Source organism: Acidobacteriota bacterium (assembly GCA_018268895.1).
Taxonomy (GTDB): Bacteria; Acidobacteriota; Terriglobia; order Terriglobales; family Acidobacteriaceae; genus Edaphobacter.
Genome location: JAFDVP010000001.1, coordinates 1,670,949 through 1,690,664, shown reverse-complemented (window position 1 = coordinate 1,690,664; position 19,716 = coordinate 1,670,949). Strand labels below are relative to the sequence as shown.

Below are 19,716 nucleotides of genomic sequence, written 5' to 3'. Positions count from 1 at the left end.
CGCCAGTGGTTCGGATTGGTATATCCACGTCGGCTTAGCGCAGGAACGGAATATAGGCGCTGGTGGAGCGACGGAACTGCCGTGCCTGATCGCCAAAGTGCTCTTCCAGCAGACGATCCTCGATCCGCACACGAATCTCTGTTCCTGCCAGAAAGACAATCGTTGCCACAGCGAAGAGTACGGGCGGTGTGGCCATCAATCCGATGCCCCATGCGACGCAGAGGAACGACGTATAGATAGGATGGCGAACGATGGCATATGGCCCATGCCGCACCAACTCATGCCTTGTCCCGATAGCGGCATCGAAGCGAAGATTTTCGCCAAGCGCGCGCGCTGAGGTCCATGAGAAGGCGTTTGCCAGAACGAAGCAAAGAAGCGAGGCAGCTACGCGCCACGGTGGAGGTGTAAAGCTCCAGAACGGGTTCAGCAACATAAGAGTCATGCCAACGCATTCGAGCAGTAGGCCCCACCGCGAACGGTTGTCCCGGATCAGCACTGAACTGTCTCCCCATTTCGCTCGCACAAACGGGATCAGCCACAAGACGATTCCGCCGGTAACTATGAGATAGCAGTAAAAGGGCACAAAAACATTATGCTCTTTCCCCCGACCGTTTATCTCAGTTGTGCTTGAAGTACTGAATCGCCCGCTCGTGTCGCTCCGCTTTTTCGCGCGTTGAAAATGCCCCAGGTTTCTGCGCTTTCCTGTCTTCCTGTCAACGTGACGGGAGTAAATCCGAAACTCTCCTGTCTTCAGTTTGCGAATCATGATCTCCTCCTGTTCTGTAAGATGAGATCGATTTGCGCCGCGTTTTCCGCAGCGATTCCCGCCATACAATCGTGTTTATGGGCCGCATCCGCATCCTCAGTGACCTGGTGGCGAACCAGATCGCCGCCGGCGAGGTCGTCGAACGTCCCGCCTCGGTGGTCAAGGAGCTGCTGGAGAACTCGCTCGATGCCGGCGCCACCCGCATTCGCGTCGAGGTGGAAGGCGGAGGCCGCAGGCTCATTCGCATCGTCGACAACGGCCACGGCATGATGGCCGACGACGCTCTGCTCGCCTTCGAGCGCCACGCCACCTCGAAGCTCCGCACCTCCGATGACCTGCTCTCTATTGCCACGCTCGGCTTTCGCGGCGAGGCTCTGCCGTCGATCGCCTCCGTCTCGAGGCTGACGCTCGAGACGCGCGCCGCCGAAGAGGATGCAGGGACCATCGTCGAGATCGCGGGCGGGCACATTCAGCGCGTGGAGCCAGCGGGCCTGCCGGTTGGAACGACGATCACGATCCGCGATTTGTTCTACAACACGCCAGCGCGCCGCAAATTTCTCCGCTCGGAGCAGACCGAGCTCTCGCACATCGCCGCGCTGGTCACGCACTACGCGCTGGCCAACCCCAATCGCCACTTCGAGCTGCACTCGGCGACGCAGGCCCTTCTCACAGCGCCCGTGACCGCGAATGCCGGGGACCGTCTCTTTCAGGTCTTCGGCCGCGACACCAGCGCGCACATGATTCCCACGGCGGCGGAGATTGACTTTGCCCGCGCCGGCCTGCCTGAGCCGCCGCCGTGGAAGCGTGAGCCTGACTATGAGCCGCCAGCGCCAGGCTTCCTGCGGCTCTCAGGCTTCGTCTCAAAGCCCGACCTGCAGAAGCTCAATCGCAACTCGATCTACGTGTTCGTGAACGGCCGCCTGATTCGCGACCGCCTTATTCTGCACGCGTTGACGGAGGCGTACCGCAACATCATTCCGCCGACATCGTACCCGGTCGTGCTGCTGTTTCTCGAGATGCCTGCCGAAGAGGTCGATGTGAACGTGCATCCTGCGAAGACGGAGGTGCGTTTTCGTCAGCCGGCGTTCATTCACGACTTCGTTCGCGATACGGTCCGCAATACGTTGATGCACGCGCGGCCTGCGGCGGACTTCCTTCATGCTCTCAACAACAACTCGCCGCACGCCAGTGCGTCGCTGCTGGTGGATGTAAGTCCGCTGCCGGGAGGACCGGACCAGCCTGTCTTCGACCCGCAGATGCCGGGGAGCACGTTCGGATCGGAGCCGGGGCCGCGTGCCTCCGACGCAGCCTCATTCTCGCTGGCCGCGCACATGCTGCCTCCCGAGCCCGGCCGTCTTGAGTTCAGCACCGCTTCCATTCCTGTCGGCCACCCCGAACAACCGGCACTTGCTCCCGACGGCGAGGCGCAGACGCTCAACGCGCTCGCCACCCTGCGGCCCCTGGGCCAGCTTCGCGACTCCTTCATCCTCGCCGTCAACGACGAGGGGCTGTGGATCGTCGACCAGCACGTCGCGCACGAACGTGTTCTGTTTGAGAAGATCCTTCGTGACCGCGAGGTGGAGCGCGTCCAGCGCCAGCGCCTGCTGATGCCTCTGCTCGTCGACCTTCTGCCTGCGCAGATGATTGCCTTTGCCCGCCTTGCCAAGGAGCTTGAGCGCAACGGGTTCGAGGCGGAACCCTTCGGCCCGCAGACGATCGCCATCAAGGCAGCCCCCGTGGGACTGGAGGGCCGCGAGCTTGAGCGCATGATCGAAGAGGTGCTTGCCGTCCCCGACCGCGAACAGCAGGCGGAAAACTCCGAGGCCCGCCGTCATCGCATTGCGGCCTCGATCGCGTGTCATGCTGCGATCAAGATCAACACTCCGCTGGAGCCTGCAAAGATCGACTGGTTGCTTGCGGAGCTTGCGAAGACCGAACACCCCACGAGCTGCCCACACGGCCGTCCTATCGCTTTGCGTTATTCACTTAAAGACATTCAAAAGGCCTTTCAGCGCATTTAGCCTTTTTGAGAAGAATCGGCCTGCTTTTATATATGTGGAGCTGAAAAAACACAGAATTAATACACTCCATCGTTCGTAGAGATGTTTGCCATCTTTGCAGCTTCACGGGCCGGTTGAACGGCCATATTGCTGATATTCTTGATACTGCGATGAAAGGCCGCAAGGCGCTCATCTGCTCTAGCTTCGACCCAGGTTGAAGCATCTGAACGGTTTCTTTTTTTTGCCGTGCAGCAGGAAAGGCAACACCTTGAGTAACTCAGGCACTCCCACGGCCGGCCAGCTAGCCGCCTCGCGTCTCTTACACTGGCATCAGGATGCACAACCCATTCTCACGACCAACATGCTGCGCGACTGGCTTAATACCGCAGGCCTGGTTCTCTTCACCCCGCGCCAGCAGCAGCTTCCTGTTCCGGCGCCGAGCTTTGCCGAGGTGATCCTGGGAGCCGCTAATGCCGTTCCTGCGCTGACGGAACTTGAGCAGCCGAGGCTGCTGCTTGCCCGCCTTGTTGCGGACGGCGGCGCTGTTCCGCTCAATCTTCTTGGCTCACCCTCGGGCGCGGGTACGGAGACACCGGACTTTATCGTCTCGCCGCTGGCCTTTTCCTACATCTTTACGCTACGCGGCGACAAAGCGTGGAAGCAGCCTCCTGTTACCAGCGGAGCGGCGAAGGTGTCTCCTTTAGCTCTTGCCACCTACAATCTGATTGCCGCGAAGGGCCAGCTTACTGCTGCCGAACTGGCGAGCGAACTGGGCAACGAGGTGACCGAAGCAGCGGCGCTCCGCGCGCTCACAGAACTCTGGCAGCACCTCCGCGTACTGCCCATACCGCAGGCTGATGGAACTGCCACACTGTGGGAGCTTGCCACAACTCGATACACGAAGCAGATCAAGGCTGGTGTCAACGCAGGGCAGCCGACTGCGCTCTCCGCGCTGATCTCGCTTTACCTCGGGCAGGCCATTCTCCCTACGGAGGAAGAGGTCGAGGTTTTTCTCTCGCCGCTGGCGTCGCGCTCGCGTATCCGCGAAGTCGTCCACGCGCTGATTGCGGCGCGTCAGCTTGAGAACATCGTCATCGATGGCAAGGCGCGTCTGCATGTTGCCGGGGAGCTTCCGGAGTTCGCTCCCATCGCCGAGCCTGTGGTTGCCGAGGCCGAAGCCACTGGTGTAGCGGAGACGGTCGATACTGCGCCCGCTGCGGAACCCGGGCGCATCTCCAAGTTTGATCCATCGGCACGTAAGTCGTTTGCGCCCCGGCGTTCGGAGGAGTTCCGCAAACCCGCTTCTGATCGCGGTGGATTCGAAAAGCGGCGTGGATTCGAGAGCCTGGATCGTCCCGCAAGACCGGCGCGGTCCGGGCCGCGCAGTGAGAACGAGCGCCGTCCCTTCACCCGCACACCGCGCCCGGAGTTTACCCGTCCCTGGGATGAAGAGAAGCGTGACCGTTCTGCGCGCCGCCCCCGGACATTTGAAGGGGAACAGACGAAGCCGGCAGGAGAAGGCGAGTTTCGCAAGCCGCGCTTTGACCGCGACAAGCCGTCGTTCAAACGTGACCGTCCGGGCTTCGATCGGGGCAGCAAGCCTCGCTCCGGCGGGGACAAACCTCGATTCGATCGCGATAAGCCGCGGTTCGACCGCGAGGGAAAACGCCCTGCGTTCAACTCCGGCCCCCGGCGCAGTTTCGGGGACAAGGAGCGCAGCGGTCCGCCCTTCCGCAAGTTCGACACACCGCGCGGCGACTTCAAACCTCCTCGCCGCAATGAGGGAGATCTCGGCGCACGGGAATCGACGGAGCAGGAGATACGCCCGCGCCGCAACTTCGCGGAGAAGCGGTCGTTTGGCGACAAAAAGCCTTTTGGCACGAAGAAGCCCTTCGGTGACAAGAAGCCTTATGGAGCAAAATCTTTCGGCGAAAGGAAGCCGTTTGCAGGGAAGTCCTTTGGCGATAAAAAGCCGTTTGGCGCCTCAAAATCCTTCGACGATAAAAAGCCTTTCGGAGCAAAGAAGTCGTTTGGCCCGAAGAAGCCCTTTGACGGCGAAAAGAGCTTTGGCGATCGCAAGCCATTTGCCGGCAAGCGCGACTTCGCAGGGAAGAAGCCATTCAAACGATCGGAGGATGGCGATGCTCCGCGCAAGCCCCGCCGCTTCGACTCCGGGGACGCTCCTAAGTTCGAGAGAAAGTCTTTTGGAAAGCCGTCCGGCAAGTTTGCAGGTAAGTCTGACAGGTTATTCAGCGGCGCTCCTCGCAAAGCTCCGCGTAAGGGTGGCCCGGGCAAGGAAGGTCCATTTGCCAAGTTCGTCGGCAATAAAAAGCCGTTCGGCAAGCGAGGGGCGCCAGCGCGCAAGCCAAAGGAAGACCGGGAAGAATAAACCCGGATACCCACGCTAAACTTCCCGGTTTTCAAGAACGCCAATCCGAGTAAGATAAGCCGCGCATGAGTCATAGCCACGTTGCTCCTTCTGTAGGTACAAACGCTCGCCAGCGCCCTGTGATCGCCATCGATGGTCCGGCAGGCGCGGGCAAGAGCACTCTTGCCGCCCACCTGGCGCGACGCTTCGGCTTTCTCAACCTCGAAACGGGTGCCATGTATCGCGCGCTCGCTCTAAAGGCCATTGAAGGAGACCTGTCCTTCGATGAAGAGGAGCCTCTTTTGGAGCTGGCAGCTTACACGCGGATCAAGCTGGAGCCGCAGCTCGAGGGCAACCGCGTCCTGCTCGATGGCAGGGACGTCTCGCGGAGGATACGCGACTCCGATATCACCGCCGCGGCCTCGCGAATCTCCGTGCATCCGCGTCTGCGGGCGTGGATGGTCGAGCAGCAGCGCGCCCTGGGTGCCGCGGGCGGCGTTGTAATGGAAGGACGAGACATCGGCACCGCAGTATTCCCCGATGCAGAGGTCAAGATCTTCCTCGACGCTTCGCCCGAGGTGCGTGGAGACCGCCGCTACCGTCAGGTCTCGCTGCCTCCGTTGCCGCGCCACGAGGAAGAGGAGTACCATGCGCCACCCTCGGCACAGGAGCTTGCTTCCCGAGCCGCCGCGCACGAGAAGCTGGTTCGCGATATGAAGGAGCGCGATGAGCGCGACCGCAATCGCGCGCAATCGCCGCTGAAGCCGGCGCCGGATGCGATCATTCTCGACTCCACCGCGATGACCCTCGACCAGGTCCTTCAACAGGCAGAGCAGATCGTTCGATCCCATATTCCTGCCTCATGAGTGGAGAGGGTTGCACTTAAAATGGTGCAATCAAAAGATTTGTAAAAAATATTTGCGGGATGTGCTAACCTTCACACATCGTTTGAAACAGATTGGTTTTCTGCAATGCTTAGTCTGCGCGGACCCCGATTTGGATCTGGCGGCAATTCATTCAGTTGGATACGAAGGAAAGAAACAAAATGGAACAGGGAACAGTAAAGTGGTTCAATGACGCTAAGGGATTTGGCTTTATCAGCCGCCAGAACGGCGAGGACGTGTTCGTGCACTACTCGGCGATCAATTCCAGCGGCTTCAAGAGCCTTCAGGAAGGCCAGGCAGTACAGTTCAACGTGGTAAAGGGACCCAAGGGCTGGCAGGCTTCGGACGTTCAGCCTCTGTAAGACTCTCGACACGTGTTACAGCATTACGAAGGGGACGGCTTCGGCTGTCCCTTTGCGCGTTTAAAATGCCCCTATTTTTCTATGGCCGGTTCCCCCACCAATGTGACCGGCAAAATGTCGTCGTTCTGTGCCAGAGTCTGCCCTGAGCGAAGTCGGATGGGCGAAGAACCCCTGTATTTTGCTCGTGGTCGCACGGGTCTTGGATGTCATGTAGCACTACGCCAATACGAAAACCGCTATAGAGGCAAAAGCGTAAGGACTCATGGGAGGTATGAGTCCTTACGCTTTAGATTTAGATACTTATGGCGAATACTTCAAGTGAAAGGTAATGATTTTTTGAGCGAGAACCTTAGTTTTCGGCAGTCCCCAGCGCCAGGTCGATCAGTGTCTTTTCTTCGATGTCATGCGCCTTGGCCGAACCGGTTGCAGGTGTCGCGTTCGCGCTGCGCTTGACGCTGAGGACGGCGCGGTCGCGGGCGACGCGGCGCAGCAGCGGCATCACGTAGGTGAAGGCCCCCATGTTGGCCGGCTCCTCCTGCACCCAGACGATCTCCTCCGCGCCAGGGTGCTGGTCGAGCGCAGCCTGCATCTCCTCCTCGGGCCACGGATACATCTGTTCGAGGAAGATGATGCCGACGCTCTTGTCCTTGCGCTTCTCGCGCTCGACCCGCAGATTGTGGCCGATCTTGCCGCTGCAAACCAGCAGACGCCGCGGGTTGACAACATCGTTGTCGGGCAGCACGTTCAGGAAGTGGTCGCGGCCGAAGTCGGCAACGGAGGACGAAGCGTCGGGGTGACGCAACATGCTCTTCGGGGTGAAGACGATGAGTGGTTTGCGCCACTTGCGCATCGACTGACGCCGCAGCAGGTGGAAGTATTGCGCGGCCGTGGAAGGCTGGCATATCTGCATATTGTCGCTCGCCGCAAGTTGCAGGTAGCGTTCGATGCGCGCGCTGGAGTGCTCCGGCCCCTGACCTTCGTAGCCGTGCGGCAGCAGCATCACGACGCCTGAAAGTAGTCCCCACTTCGCTTCGCTGGCTGCGATGAACTGGTCGATGATGATCTGCGCGCCGTTGGCGAAGTCGCCGAACTGCGCCTCCCACAGCACCAGGGCTTCAGGGTAGTCGCGGGCAAACCCATACTCGAAGCCGAGTACCGCTGCTTCGGAGAGCAGGGAGTTGTAGACCTCCCAGCGGCCCTGCTTCTCGCCCAGGTGTGCTAGAGGTGAGTAGCGGACCTCGGTCTCGATATCGACCACCACAGAGTGACGCTGGTTGAAGGTGCCACGCTGCGAGTCCTGCCCGGTGAGACGCACCAGTGTGCCGTTCTCGAGAAGCGATGCGAAGGCGACCAACTCTGCTGTGCCGTAGTCGAACGGCTTTGCGCCCGAGCCCATCTCCTGCCGCTGCTCGAAGAGTTTCTTCACCTTGGGGTGAATGTGAAAATCCTTGGGGACTGTAGTGATCTTCTGGACGAGTTCATTGACTCGCTCTGCGGAGAGGCCGGTGTTGACCTCATCGGCTGGATCGAACTCGCCCCCCTTGTATGGATCCCAGTACTCGGGCAGTTCAGAGAGCTTGGGTTTCTGGTCTGCTTTGGTTGCAGCTTTTTGATCGTCGAGCAGTTCCTTCTGAATCTGCTCGGCCTCCTGGACGGGATTCACGCCAATCTTCTCAGCGTAAAGCTGATACAGAGGCTTGCGGTCTTTAATGATGGCGTAACGGCGAGGCTGCGTGACCGTGGGATCGTCCACCTCGCTGTGACCGTGCTTTCTGTAACCGATCAGGTCGACGACGATATCGGAGCCAAATTGCTGGCGATACTCCATGGCGATGCTTGCAACGCGAACGACGGCATCGGGGTCTTCGGCGTTGACGTGGAAGATCGGGACCGGCAACCGCTTGGCGATGTCAGTGGAGAAGCGAGTGGAGTTCGACTCCTCCGGGATCGCTGTGAAGCCGAGAAGATTGTTGACGATGACGTGGATGGTTCCACCGATGTTGTAGCCGTGCAGCGTCGCCATATTGAGAGCTTCAGCCGTGACACCCTGACCTGCGAAGGCAGCGTCTCCGTGGATGATGATCGGGAGGATGCGTTTCTTGCCGCCCTTGCCGATGCGCTCCTGCTTGGCGCGGGTGCGTCCCATCAACACTGGATTCACAGCCTCAAGATGGCTGGGATTTGAGGCGAGGTGCAGACTCATGACCTTGCCGTCGGGCGCGGTGTACTCGCCGGTAGCGCCCATGTGGTACTTCACATCGCCGCCGCCCATGGTGCTGCGGGGATCGACGTCTTCAAACTTCGTGAATATCTCCGAAGGATCGCGGCCGATGGTATTGGTCATCACGTTCAGCCGGCCGCGGTGGCTCATGGCAAGCATTGCCGTCGTTACGCCAAGGCCGGAGCCGGTCTCAAAGATGCGATCGAGAAAGGGAATCAGCGCAGTAAGGCCTTCGAGTGAGAACCGCTTGGTGCCGAGGTAGCGCGACTGAATGACCTGCTCGAAGAGATCGGCGTGGATGAGCTTGGTGAGGATGTGCGCCTGGTTGGGCTTGACGGGCCTCGTCTCCATGCGCTCCTGTAGCCATTGGCGCTGCTCTGGATTGAGAATATGCCCGAACTCCAGCGCAATGGTCCCGCAGTAGTAGCGGCGGGCCTCCGCGGCGAACTCGCTTTCAGGAACCGGGGTGGGGAATGGCTCAGGCGGAAGGTACTGACCGAGAGGGTCGAGCGACGATTGGAGATAACCCCAGCGACGAAAGATATCGAATATGAGTTCACGATCGGGTTGCTCTGCGGGTGTCGACGCCTGCTTTGGTGTTTCTGCCTTCGTGGCCATTGCTTCCTCTGTTTCAAATGATCGATTCGACGCGACCCCGCGTTCTCCTACGCTGGAGACGGCCTTCCTCTATGCTAGTCTCTTCCGCGTGCTCTGGCACACAGGATGCTGTAACTTCCGTGGGAGAAGGACTATAGAGTGGCACTGAGAAGCCACGGCTGGAACTCTTCCTCGCCGAATCCGTGGGCTTCACTGCGGCTCAATTTTCCTGAGGCGGTAGCGAGAATCTCCGCAAAGATAGCGGCCCCAACCTCTTCTACAGTTTGCGTTCCATCGATGATGGTGCCGCAGTTGATATCCATGTCGTCGGACATGCGCCGATACAGTGCGGTATTCGAAGCCAGCTTGAGCGAGGGCGTTGGTTTGCAGCCGAATACCGAACCGCGGCCGGTGGTGAAGCAGATGATATTGGCTCCCGAGGCCACCTGCCCGGTTGCCGAGACCGGGTCGAAGCCAGGGGAATCCATGAAGACCAAACCGCGCTCTCGAACACGCTCGGCGTAAAGGTAGACCTCGTTCAGATTGGTCGTTCCCCCCTTCGCTACGGCGCCGAGCGACTTTTCAAGAATCGTTGTCAGACCGCCGGCCTTGTTGCCGGGAGCGGGGTTGTTGTCGATCGATCCGTTGTGGCGCGCAGTGTACTGTTCCCACCAGTGGATGCGCTCGATCAGGCGATGGGCGACATCGGGACGTGCAGCACGCCGCGTCAGCAGATGTTCCGCGCCATAGATCTCCGGAGTCTCGGAGAGAATCGCCGTTCCTCCGTGTCTGACGAGAAGATCGACTGCCGCGCCAAGAGCGGGGTTTGCGCCGATTCCCGAGTATCCATCGGAGCCGCCGCATTGAAGGCCGACGACGAGCCTGGAGGCAGAGATGGCAGCTCTGGTCGCGCGATTTGCCTGTTCCAGCATCCGGTAGACGGTCTCGGTACCGTTGCGGATTGCGGCTATCGTTCCACCTTCGTCCTGAATCGTGGAGCTGTAAATGGTGCTGCTGTTGCCTGCAAGCGAGACAAGACGCTCTACCTGATTGGCCTCGCAGCCCAGGCCCAGCAGAAGTGAGGCGGCAAAGTTGGGGTGCGTGGCATATCCCGTGAAGACGCGCCGAAGCAGGTCGGCTGGCTCGCCCTTGTCAGACATGCCGCAGCCCGTGCCGTGAGTGATGGCAACGACGCCGTCGACATTGGGATAGGCACTGAGGATCTCTGGCGTGAAGTGCGCGGCTATGCGTCGCGCGACTGTTGCCGAGCAGTTGACGGTGGTCAGAACCCCGACATAATTTCTGGTTCCGGCACTGCCATCAGGGCGCAGAAAACCCTGAAATGTGGCGGACATCGCAGATGCACTCGGGCATCTCTCTGAGCCGACGGCGTAGTCGCGTTCGAACTCTCCTGATGCCAGATTGTGGGTATGAACGTGTTCGCCAGGGGCAATCGGCTGTATCGCAAAACCGATGATCTGGTTGAATTTGCGGACCGGATCGCCCTTCGCGATTGGGCCAAGCGCCACTTTGTGACCCGCTGGAACATCGGAGAGAGCAGAGAGTTGCAGGCCGTCGAGGGACTCGCCTTCTGAAACGGGTTCCAGTGCTACAGCTACATCGTCTGCGTTGCCAAGTTTGAGGGTCCTGGGCATTCCGTTCTAAAACCGCCTGCAACCATCGTAGCCGATATGACTCGAGTGGTATGACCAAATCTGCTCATGCAGGAAACTTTGTGCCATGAGGGGGCCTCTCGCACGAAAGAACATGCAAGGGAGAAAAGTCCAATGACTACGAAAATCGTTTTTGCCATCGTGATTGCGATGACGATTCCAGCATCCGCGCAGGGCGTCTTCGACCGCATCAAGCAATCGGCGAAGGACAAGGTCCAGCGCATCGATACAAAGACGAGCGACACGATGGACAAGGGAATGGACACGGCGGAGGGTGGGGCAAGCTCCACGGCAAAGCCCGCTTCTAAACCCGCAGGTAATAGTGCACCGACGCCGGACGCATCTGCTGCGTCTGGAGATACGCCGCAAACGACGCAATCGCCCGCCGCGCTTGTGAAGGTCTATCAGAACTACGACTTCACGCCCGGCGATACGATTCTCTTTGCAGACGACTTTGTCTCCACGCAGGATGGAGAGTTTCCCGAGCAGTGGGAACTGGTCAAGGGGCAGGCTGTCGTGAACAAGCAACAGGGGTATTCCTCTTTCCTGCTCACTGACGGAAATTATGTTCAGGTCAGTCCGCGAGTCAAGACCAAGAATTATCTTGGACCGCAGTTCACGGTTGAGTACGACACGTTCTTTCTCGCCGATTCGTATCCGCTGATGGTGTTTTTTGACAATGGCGACGAGTCCGCGTCGCTTTCCATCGGCGCAGACTCGGCGGATTTCTCATCGAGCGAAGTCAATTTGAACGGGAACCTTCCAGTGGCGATCGGAAGCGACAACTACAAGGGGCATTGGCACCATATCGCGCTTGCGGTAAAGAACCACCAACTGAAGGTTTATGTCGACCAGTACCGCGTGTTGATGGTTCCGGATATGCACTTCACGCCGCTCTCGCTGAAGATGGGTGGCATCGGCTCGCAGGAGGCCCCACTTATCTTCCATACCATGCGGATCGCTTCAGGCGGTGGTATGAATATGGTCGGTCAGAAGTTTACCGACGCGAAGATCGTAACGCACGGCATCAACTTCGATATCGACAAGGCCACGCTGCGCCCGGAGAGCATGGGAACGCTGAACCAGATCAAGCGCATCATGACGGATAATCCTGATCTGAAGTTCGAGATCGATGGGCACACGGACAATACGGGATCGTCGCCGCATAACCTGGCTCTGTCGCAACAGCGTGCCGATGTGGTGAAGGCGCAACTCACGGCAATGGGTATTGACGCCTCAAGGCTTACAGCAAAGGGCTACGGCGATACGAAGCCTATGGCCGACAACGCAACGGCCGAAGGCAAGGCCAATAACCGCAGGGTTGAGTTTGTGAAGGCCGGATAGCAGTTCTACTGCGGAGCGGCTGAGGTCTTTTCCGGTGTGTTGGGCGATGCGGTTGCATCAGGAGCTGAATCGCTCACCGTGCTCACTCCGGGAAGAATGGTCGAGGTTGTTTTGAACTTACGGTAGTCGGAGAAGGCGAAGTGGACGGAGCCGTCGAAGTTGACGAAGAGCAGGACGCGCGCGGCGCCATGTCCTTCAGCCTGGGCGGGGAGCCATACCTCGCCGTTGATCTTCTTCTGCTGCATGGAGAAGCTGGTGTCCTTCTTGATGCTCATGACTAATCCGCCGCCGATCTTGTAGTTACCGGCGAAGTGTCCTTCGAGCCGTGAGATGACTCGATCCTGCTCGTCTATCCAGATTGTGCCAGTAAGGGTGCGAACGACATCCTCCGCCCGGTTGCGCGTCTTTGCCTTTGGATCTCCTGTGTAGTCGACAGCAATCGTGTCTCGCCCGCTGACCTGAAGACGTCTCGGATTGGTAAAGCTGCCGAGTGCGAGAAATCTGGAGACGGTAATCTCCTCGTGTCCTTGTGAGTCTGTCTCCTGGCCCTTGGCATCGGCATGACTCTTGCGGTCCTTCGCTTTTGCGACCGCTTTGTCGATCCGCTCGTCTTCCTTCTTCTTCTCGTCGTCGGTTAGATCGCGTCCGTTCTTGCGCGTCATCTTATGGACTTCGACTCCATGGAGCCAGAAGACGTCGAACTCACGGCTTTCAGTCTTGCCTTTCGTTGCTTGCTGTGTGATGACTTCGTGAAAGATGTAGTCCTTCTGAATCGTCTCTGCGGCGTGCTGGTGCTCTTCGACCTCGTGCATCAGCGCCGTGATGTCAGGAAGAGGACGTTCTGCCGGCTCCGGTACATTGGACGCAGTTTGTGCAAAGGTCAGGGTTGCACAGAAGGTCAGTGATGAGAGTGTCTTCAGAAGGCGCATCTTTGCCTACTATAGATGGACGAATGTTCCGGCAATCCGTTTTGTGACGGCTGGCGATGAGGCATGAGGTTACAGGTTCGATTGCGGATCGTGCGGCGTGATCTCTCTTGCGTAGATCTGATAGGAGATCACCGGCGGCGCATCTCCCTTGTGCAGGGCGCGGACACGGGCGCGAATGGCTTCATCAGCCGCGGTGATGCGCTCACGCGAACGAAGATAGTCCAGCCACGACTCCATGAGGAAGGTCTCGTTGAGTCGCTCGGGATCGATTGCGTCGCGGTAGATGCCCCAGCGGATGGCGCCGTCGCGAAGCCGGACGCCGCGGAGCTGGTGGATGGCGTGGGTGAACTCGGCGTAGTTCTCTGCTGGGATGCGATAGTCGATGGAGATGCGCACAGGGCCGGCGTGGACAGGATCATCGGCCTGCTGTGTGTCGACGAGCGGGAAGGGAGCAGGCTGCGGCGCAGGGCGCGACGAGCGGAGCGGTGTGTGGTCGGGCAGCGGGCCGCGCAATACATGAAAGCGCCGGATCATCGGATACGTGAGGGCAAGCCCGCACGCTGATACTGTCAGCGCGATCGGCGTCGAGGTGTGTTCGGCGACGAACCCCCATGTAAGAGAACCAAAGGCCATGCCGCCCTGGAAGGTCATCAGGTAGGTCCCGAGCGCGCGGGCCTGCACCCATGCGGGCACCGAGAGTTGTATCGAAGTATTCAGCATGGACATGGTGCTGGTCCACGCGAAGCCCGAGACGAGAAGGGCGGGAATAATCACCCAGGGCTTATGCGCGTAGGCCAGCACAAGCAGCGTGATGACGTCGTAGAACGTGCTCGCTGCGATGATCTGGTCGGCGGAGAAGCGGCGTCGTATCTTCGGTAACTGCGTTGCTGCAATCACTGCGCCGAGGCCAAGCGAACCGTTGAGGATGCCATAACCGATGGCTCCTTCGTTCATGTCCTGCCTGGCAACGACGGCCAGCAGCGCCCAGATGGCGGAGACGAAAAAGGCGAAGGTGAAGGTGCGCACGAGCGAGGCCTTCAGCTCCGGAGCATAGCGTACGTAGCGCAGGCCCGTCATGATGGAGCCGGCGATGCGCTCCGACGGAAGCGCCGACTTGAACAACGGAGTGCTCTTCCAGTTGTAGAGGACCCAGATCACTCCGGCGAACGACAGCGCGTTGAGCAGAAAGACGGAGCCCGCGCCCATGAAGACATTGGCGAAGCCCGCCACCATCAGGCCGCCGAGCGCGGGACCGACGGCGCGGGCAAGATTGTTTGAGGCGGAGTTGAGTGCAACCGTGTCGGGGATAAGCTCGCGCGGCACAAGCTCCGGAATGATGGCCTGCCACGCGGGATTGTTCATCGCCGAACCGATGTTGAGCAGGAAGGTGAAGGCCAGCAGTGCCCACGGCGAGATGTGCCCGAAGAAGGTGAGTACGGCCAGGAACGCCACCGAGCCCAGCATCCATGCCTGCCAGAAGATGAGCAGCTTGCGGCGGTCGAAGATGTCCGCGGTTGCGCCCGCGAGAAGGCCGAGCAGAAGCACGGGCAGCGAGGCCGCGGTCTGCATCAGCGCGATCAACAGCGGAGAGGCCGTGAGCGAGGTCATCAGCCATGTGCCGGCTGTGTCCTGCATCCATGTGCCTACGGACGAGACTGTCGAAGCGATCCAGCGGTCTCGAAAGAGCCGTATGCGAAGTGGCGCGAATCCACTGGGTGTCGGACTGGCTGCTTCGACGAGCGGGGCCGTGTTGGGGGTCTCAAAAGGCATCGCGCTGATCTCAGTCTACGAGACCAGCGCGAGGAAGAGGGAAGCGATGTTGGGTTAGGCGTTGAGATTAGAAGAGCAGCTTGAGTCCGAACTGAATCTGGCGTGAAGTGGTTGCGGTGGCTGTGATGACTCCAGCGGTGGGGCTGGCGACGACGGCCGCGGTCTGGTTTGCAGCCGTGCCCTGTGTGGGCCCGGAGCTGAAGACAACTGGGTTAGGCGTAGCGAAGTTCGCACGGTTGAGCGCATTGAAGAACTCGGCGCGGAACTGCGCGCGGATGCGTTCGGAGACCTGCGTCGACTTGAGCAGGGAGATGTCCACGTTGGCAAGGCCGGGCCCGGTGAGTGTGTCGCGGCCCAGATTGCCCACCGTGCCATATGCGGGCGCAAGGAAGGCTGCGGGGTTGAAGAATTGTTGTGTCGTCCGTGGATAAAGATTGCCGTGGAAGTCTGGATTGATGTCGGGCCGCACGGGATTGCGCGTATCGCCGGACCCGGTTGGGTTATAGCCGAGTTGCGGTGAGAAGGGGAAGCCGGACTGGAGGCCGACGATGCTGCTCAGCGTCCACCCGCTGACGGCGCGGTTTGCGATGCCATGAAGATTTGCTCCGATGAGGTGACCTGTGCCGAAGGGGAGATCGTAGCTGCCATTGATTGCGAGCAGGTGGCGAATGTCCGTAGCCGCACGGCCGTAGTCGATGCTCGGATCGTAGGGATACGAGACGAACGCGGGTGTATTGGCGCTGACGCTGGTGTTCCATGCGGAGCCGTTGTCGAGGTTCTTCGAGAAGGTATAGTTGCCGCGTATCTGCAGGCCGCGCGACAAGCTGCGGCGCACATCGACGACAAGGCCGTTGTAGTTGCTGTAGCCGCGCGAGATCCACGAGGTTGTATTTGCCACAGCGGGGTTCAGCTTGATTGTCGTCGGGTAGTAGATCCTTCCGTTGACGACGGTCGCAGCCGGTTCGTTCAAGTCGGCGGAGAGGATCTGGTTGTAGCCGTGCGAGCCGATGTAGCCCAGCGTTAGAGATGTATTCGGGGCGATCTGCTGCTCGATGTGCAGGCTCCACGATGCGACGGTCGGAGTGGCGAGGTCGGGCTGTACGGTCGATGGTGAGATCAGCGTTCCGGCCGAAGGCTGCGTCGATGGGGTGATATTGAGGCTCGATACTGCGACGTTCGACAACGACAGCGTCGTGTTGAACGGCGCAGCCTGGTCAGGGCGGTAGTTCAGGTTGTCGAGCAGCGAGTAGTGCAGACCGAAGCCTGCGCGCAGGCTGGTCTTGCCGTTGCCGCGAACGTCCCACGCGATGCCTACGCGTGGCGCGGGAAGAAACTTCGCGCGGTTCTCCGAGAGCACGGAGTTGCCGACGGTTGGATTTGTATCGATCACGCCGTTGGTAAAGCCGTAGTTGGCGGCGCGGCCCTGCGCTTCGTTGAAGCCGTTCGACGACTCGATGCGAAGACCGGCGCGCAGCTCGATGCGGGGCGTGAGACGGATCGTGTCTTCAAGGTAGGCCGCTCCCAGCCACGAGCGCCAGCCCAGGCGCGTCGGTGCGGGAACGACGGTGAAGGTCTTCACTGTGCCTTGAAGGAAGGTCGTGAGCGATGCGAAGGACGCCTGGCCAAACTGATTCTGCGCGAGGTTGTCGTTCGATTGCAGGCGCTGCACCCAGCCTCCTGCCTCGACCTGGTGACGGCCGCGCGTCCAGAAGATGTGATCGTCGAAGGTGAAGAGGTTGCGCGTCGTGGAGTTGTTGGACCCAACGTTCGCTCCTGCGCCAGTGATCTGCGACGATCCATTCGATGCAGTCGATCCCGCGATGACGATTGCTCCCACAGGCTTGCCTGCGACCCAGCCAGGCACGGCTGCGCCGTTGAGCGGAGACGACGACCCGAGGAAGAAGAACGAAGCGCGCGAGAAGCCGAAGCGCGCCGTGTTCAGCAGATTCGGAGAGAAGACGTGCTGCTCCTGCAGGCTGGCCACCTGTTCGCGCAGGTCTTCGTTGATCGAGGCAAGTGGGTTCTGTGTCGGCGTGTCAGCCGTTGAGTCGTCGACAGTGTAGACGGCGAAGAAGAGGTCCTTCGGCGTCAGGTTGTAGTCGAAGCGCGTTGTGCCGAAGTCTTCGCGGATATGCTGCATCGGGTTAGAGTAGGCGAGGCCGATGCCGGTCTGGTTGCCCTTCGCGTCCAGCAGTGCGGGGCCGTTCTGCGTGGGCCACAGGTTGAACAGCGGTGCGATACCGCCCGCAACACCATAGTTTTTACGCGGCCCTGTAGGGTTCGCCGGATCGGGCAGGAACCCCTGCCGTGCCTGCGTGTCCGGAACGAAGGTGACGTTGGAGAGGCCGAGGTTTTGGCGATAGCCCTCATAGTTGGCGAAGAGGAAGAGCTTGTCGCGGCGTATGGGACCGCCCAGTGAGCCGCCGAAGTTGTTCCGTTGGAACTCTGGAATCTTCGCCTGGTCGAAGTAATTTCGAGCGTCGAGCTTGGAGTTGCGCAGGAACTCATAGACCGAGCCATGGAGATGGTTCGTGCCCGATGCCGTGACGATCGATATCTGCGCGCCCTGCCGCTTGCCGTAGCTGGCCGAGTAGGTGTCGGTGACGACGTTGAACTCGCGCACGGCGTCGACGCCTAGCAACTGTCCGCTGGTGCCGCCGGGAGTGACGTTGATCAGCGATGCGCCGGTGTACTCGATGCCGTTGAGGAGGAAGAGATTATCCTGTGGCCGGCGGCCCGAGATTGCAAACATATTGCCGACCGAGGAGTTTGAAGTTCCGATGGAGCCTGAGCGCTGGCCTGTATAGTTTACGACGCCGGGATTGAGCGTGATGAGCTGGTCGTAGCTGCGGCCGTTGAGCGGAAGCTGCTTGATCTGACGCTCGTCGATCAGTCCCGAGGTCTGCTGTGTCGAGAGGTTCACGACGGCGGGCGTGTCCTCAACGCTCACCTGCTGCTGCACGGCGTCGACGGTCAGTTGGATGTCGATCTGTTTGCTCTGGCCCACGGTCAGCGAGATATCGGTACGCTTCTGCGGAGAGAAGCCATCGTGAGCGACCGTGATGATGTAGTTGCCGATGGGGATCGATGGCGCTGCGAAGCGGCCGTCCGTGCCCGTTGTCAGTTGGCGCTCCGTGCCGGTCTCTTCATTGCGAACCAGTACCGCCGCATTGGCGAGCGTGGCGCCGGTCGGATCGGTGACTACGCCCGAAAGCGTTCCTCCAACGACTTGCGCGCGTGAAGGAGTGAGAGCGAAAAAGCCGAGAAGCGCAACAATGGTGAAGGCAGGGGCGAACCTGCGGAGCAGGACATGCAGCGGGGTATACATAGAGGTCTCCGTAAGCGTGAAGAGAAGCGCTCGCCCGCAAGGCGAGTCTTATGTGAGTTGAAAAGACGAGGGTGCTGGTTCTCGCGCTACTGGCGACAACGACAGCGGTTCGATGAAGAGAGGAGGCGCCGGTTCATCGCGCGACTCCGTGGTTGTAGCTCCAGTAGACGAGCCCCAGCGTGATCAGCGCGATGAAGATCTCGCCGAGGATGCCGACAACTAACGGACGCCAGCCCTGCCCGGTCAGGTCGCGCAGGTTGGTGCGCAGGCCGACGCCGGCGAAGGCGGGAAGGAAGGCCCACTTCGACAGGTTCGCGAGGCTTGCCAGTTGGCTGTGGGAGAAGAATCCCGCAGTTGCGAAGATCGCAAGCGCGATGAAGCCGAGGATGAACTTCGGAAACTTGCGCCAGAGAAAGACGCCCTTGTGCTCGACGTCGGGCGCAAGGCCGCGCGAGGACCAATAAATGGCGTATGCCAGTACAACAAAACCGATGAAGCCTGAACGGGCTGTCTTGGCGAGTACCGTCCAGCGGCCCGCCTCTTCGCCGTAGAGCGCGCCGGTGACGAGCGACTCCGCGGTGTTGTCGACTGCGAGCCCGGCCCAGACGCCGTAGCCCTGCTGGCTCATGTGGAGCGCGTGCCCGATCGCGGGGAAGGTGAAGAGAGCGATGGCCCCCAGCGTAAGGATGGCGGCGATTGCGGTGGCCGTGTCTTCTTCTTCCGGATCGATGGCCCCGCGCGCGGCCATGATGGCTGTTACGCCGCAGATGCTCGAGCCGATGGCGAGCAGGCTGGTGAGCTTCGGGGGAAGGCGAAAGATGCGTCCCAACAGGTGCATGACCGACAGCGAGAGCGTCAGCTCGACTGCGACCAGCACAAGCGCAAGGCCGCCGATGTGGAGGATGTCCTGTAGAAGAAAGCGTGCGCCCACAAAGACGATGCCGAGCTTCAGCCAAAGCTCGTAAGTAGCTACGCCCGGGCGGAAGATGGGGTGAACGCCGACCGTGTTTCCGAAGGCAAGCCCCAGCAGGATCGCCCATAGGACATATTCAATATGCGGGAAGGGAATCGCGGAGTGCGTCGTGCGGAGGTATGTGGCGGTATGCTCAAGCAGTTTGCCCAGAATCCCGATCCCAAACAGGAGTGCAATGCCTGGCAGTACGCGCAGAAAACGCGTAATCGGCGAAGGCGAAGAGACTTCTGTTGGAGCTGGAACCGTGTGGGCGGACATTCATTCGGACCTTAGAAGGAGATCGGCGGAATGACGTTGAAACGGATCAGTGCGGCCAGGGTCAAAGCGATTGCAACAGCGATCAGGTCGATGTTGATACGGCTCTGTGTGGTATTCGGGGTTGCCATCAGGTCCTCAATTCTCGATGCGTTCAATGTGTTTGGAAGGGCGCCTGAGGGGCAAAACAAAACCCACGCAGGCTTGGTAGCGCTGATACGTGGGTTCCAAAGATTCTCTAAGCTA

At 60.0% G+C, this 19,716-nt stretch carries 12 protein-coding genes; 5 read left to right on the top strand and 7 right to left on the bottom strand.

Annotated features, from left to right (window positions below):
* Positions 1-34: 34 nt before the first annotated feature.
* A complete protein-coding gene (locus JSS95_07180) occupies positions 35-442 on the bottom strand; it encodes an isoprenylcysteine carboxylmethyltransferase family protein (protein ID MBS1799594.1) in 408 nt (135 codons plus the stop codon).
* Between the two features lie 401 nt (positions 443-843).
* Between JSS95_07180 and mutL the strand changes: the two genes are divergently transcribed.
* From mutL to JSS95_07160, 4 genes are all read left to right on the top strand, one after another.
* Positions 844-2,787: a DNA mismatch repair endonuclease MutL gene (mutL, locus tag JSS95_07175; protein ID MBS1799593.1), complete on the top strand. Its 1,944-nt coding sequence runs from the start codon at positions 844-846 to the stop codon at positions 2,785-2,787.
* A gap of 247 nt (positions 2,788-3,034) precedes the next feature.
* Entirely contained in the window at positions 3,035-5,155 is a 2,121-nt protein-coding gene (locus JSS95_07170; protein MBS1799592.1) for a hypothetical protein, read from the top strand.
* A 65-nt stretch (positions 5,156-5,220) separates the two neighbouring features.
* On the top strand, positions 5,221-6,000 hold the full coding sequence (gene cmk, locus JSS95_07165) for a (d)CMP kinase (GenBank protein ID MBS1799591.1): 780 nt from the start codon (positions 5,221-5,223) through the stop codon (positions 5,998-6,000).
* Positions 6,001-6,179: 179 nt separating this feature from the next.
* Positions 6,180-6,380, top strand: a complete 201-nt coding sequence (locus JSS95_07160; GenBank protein MBS1799590.1) for a cold-shock protein — start codon at positions 6,180-6,182, stop codon at positions 6,378-6,380.
* A 349-nt stretch (positions 6,381-6,729) separates the two neighbouring features.
* Here the strand turns inward: JSS95_07160 and JSS95_07155 are convergent, their stop codons facing one another.
* Positions 6,730-9,219: a 2-oxoglutarate dehydrogenase E1 component gene (locus JSS95_07155; GenBank protein ID MBS1799589.1), complete on the bottom strand. Its 2,490-nt coding sequence runs from the start codon at positions 9,217-9,219 to the stop codon at positions 6,730-6,732.
* A gap of 131 nt (positions 9,220-9,350) precedes the next feature.
* Complete coding sequence (locus tag JSS95_07150) at positions 9,351-10,853, bottom strand: altronate dehydratase (protein MBS1799588.1); 1,503 nt, start codon at positions 10,851-10,853, stop codon at positions 9,351-9,353.
* Positions 10,854-10,985: 132 nt separating this feature from the next.
* Here JSS95_07150 and JSS95_07145 point away from each other — a divergent pair, with 132 nt between their 5' ends.
* Complete coding sequence (locus JSS95_07145; protein ID MBS1799587.1) at positions 10,986-12,215, top strand: OmpA family protein; 1,230 nt, start codon at positions 10,986-10,988, stop codon at positions 12,213-12,215.
* Positions 12,216-12,220: 5 nt separating this feature from the next.
* Here JSS95_07145 and JSS95_07140 read toward each other — a convergent pair whose 3' ends face one another.
* The 4 genes from JSS95_07140 to JSS95_07125 all read right to left on the bottom strand — a co-directional run bounded on the left by JSS95_07140 (position 12,221) and on the right by JSS95_07125 (position 19,473).
* Entirely contained in the window at positions 12,221-13,144 is a 924-nt protein-coding gene (locus JSS95_07140; GenBank protein MBS1799586.1) for a hypothetical protein, read from the bottom strand.
* 69 nt (positions 13,145-13,213) lie between these two features.
* A complete protein-coding gene (locus JSS95_07135) occupies positions 13,214-14,914 on the bottom strand; it encodes an MFS transporter (protein MBS1799585.1) in 1,701 nt (566 codons plus the stop codon).
* Positions 14,915-14,981: 67 nt separating this feature from the next.
* Complete coding sequence (locus tag JSS95_07130) at positions 14,982-18,242, bottom strand: carboxypeptidase regulatory-like domain-containing protein (GenBank protein ID MBS1799584.1); 3,261 nt, start codon at positions 18,240-18,242, stop codon at positions 14,982-14,984.
* A gap of 133 nt (positions 18,243-18,375) precedes the next feature.
* Positions 18,376-19,473: a putative sulfate exporter family transporter gene (locus tag JSS95_07125; GenBank protein MBS1799583.1), complete on the bottom strand. Its 1,098-nt coding sequence runs from the start codon at positions 19,471-19,473 to the stop codon at positions 18,376-18,378.
* Between the last annotated feature and the right edge of the window lie 243 nt (positions 19,474-19,716).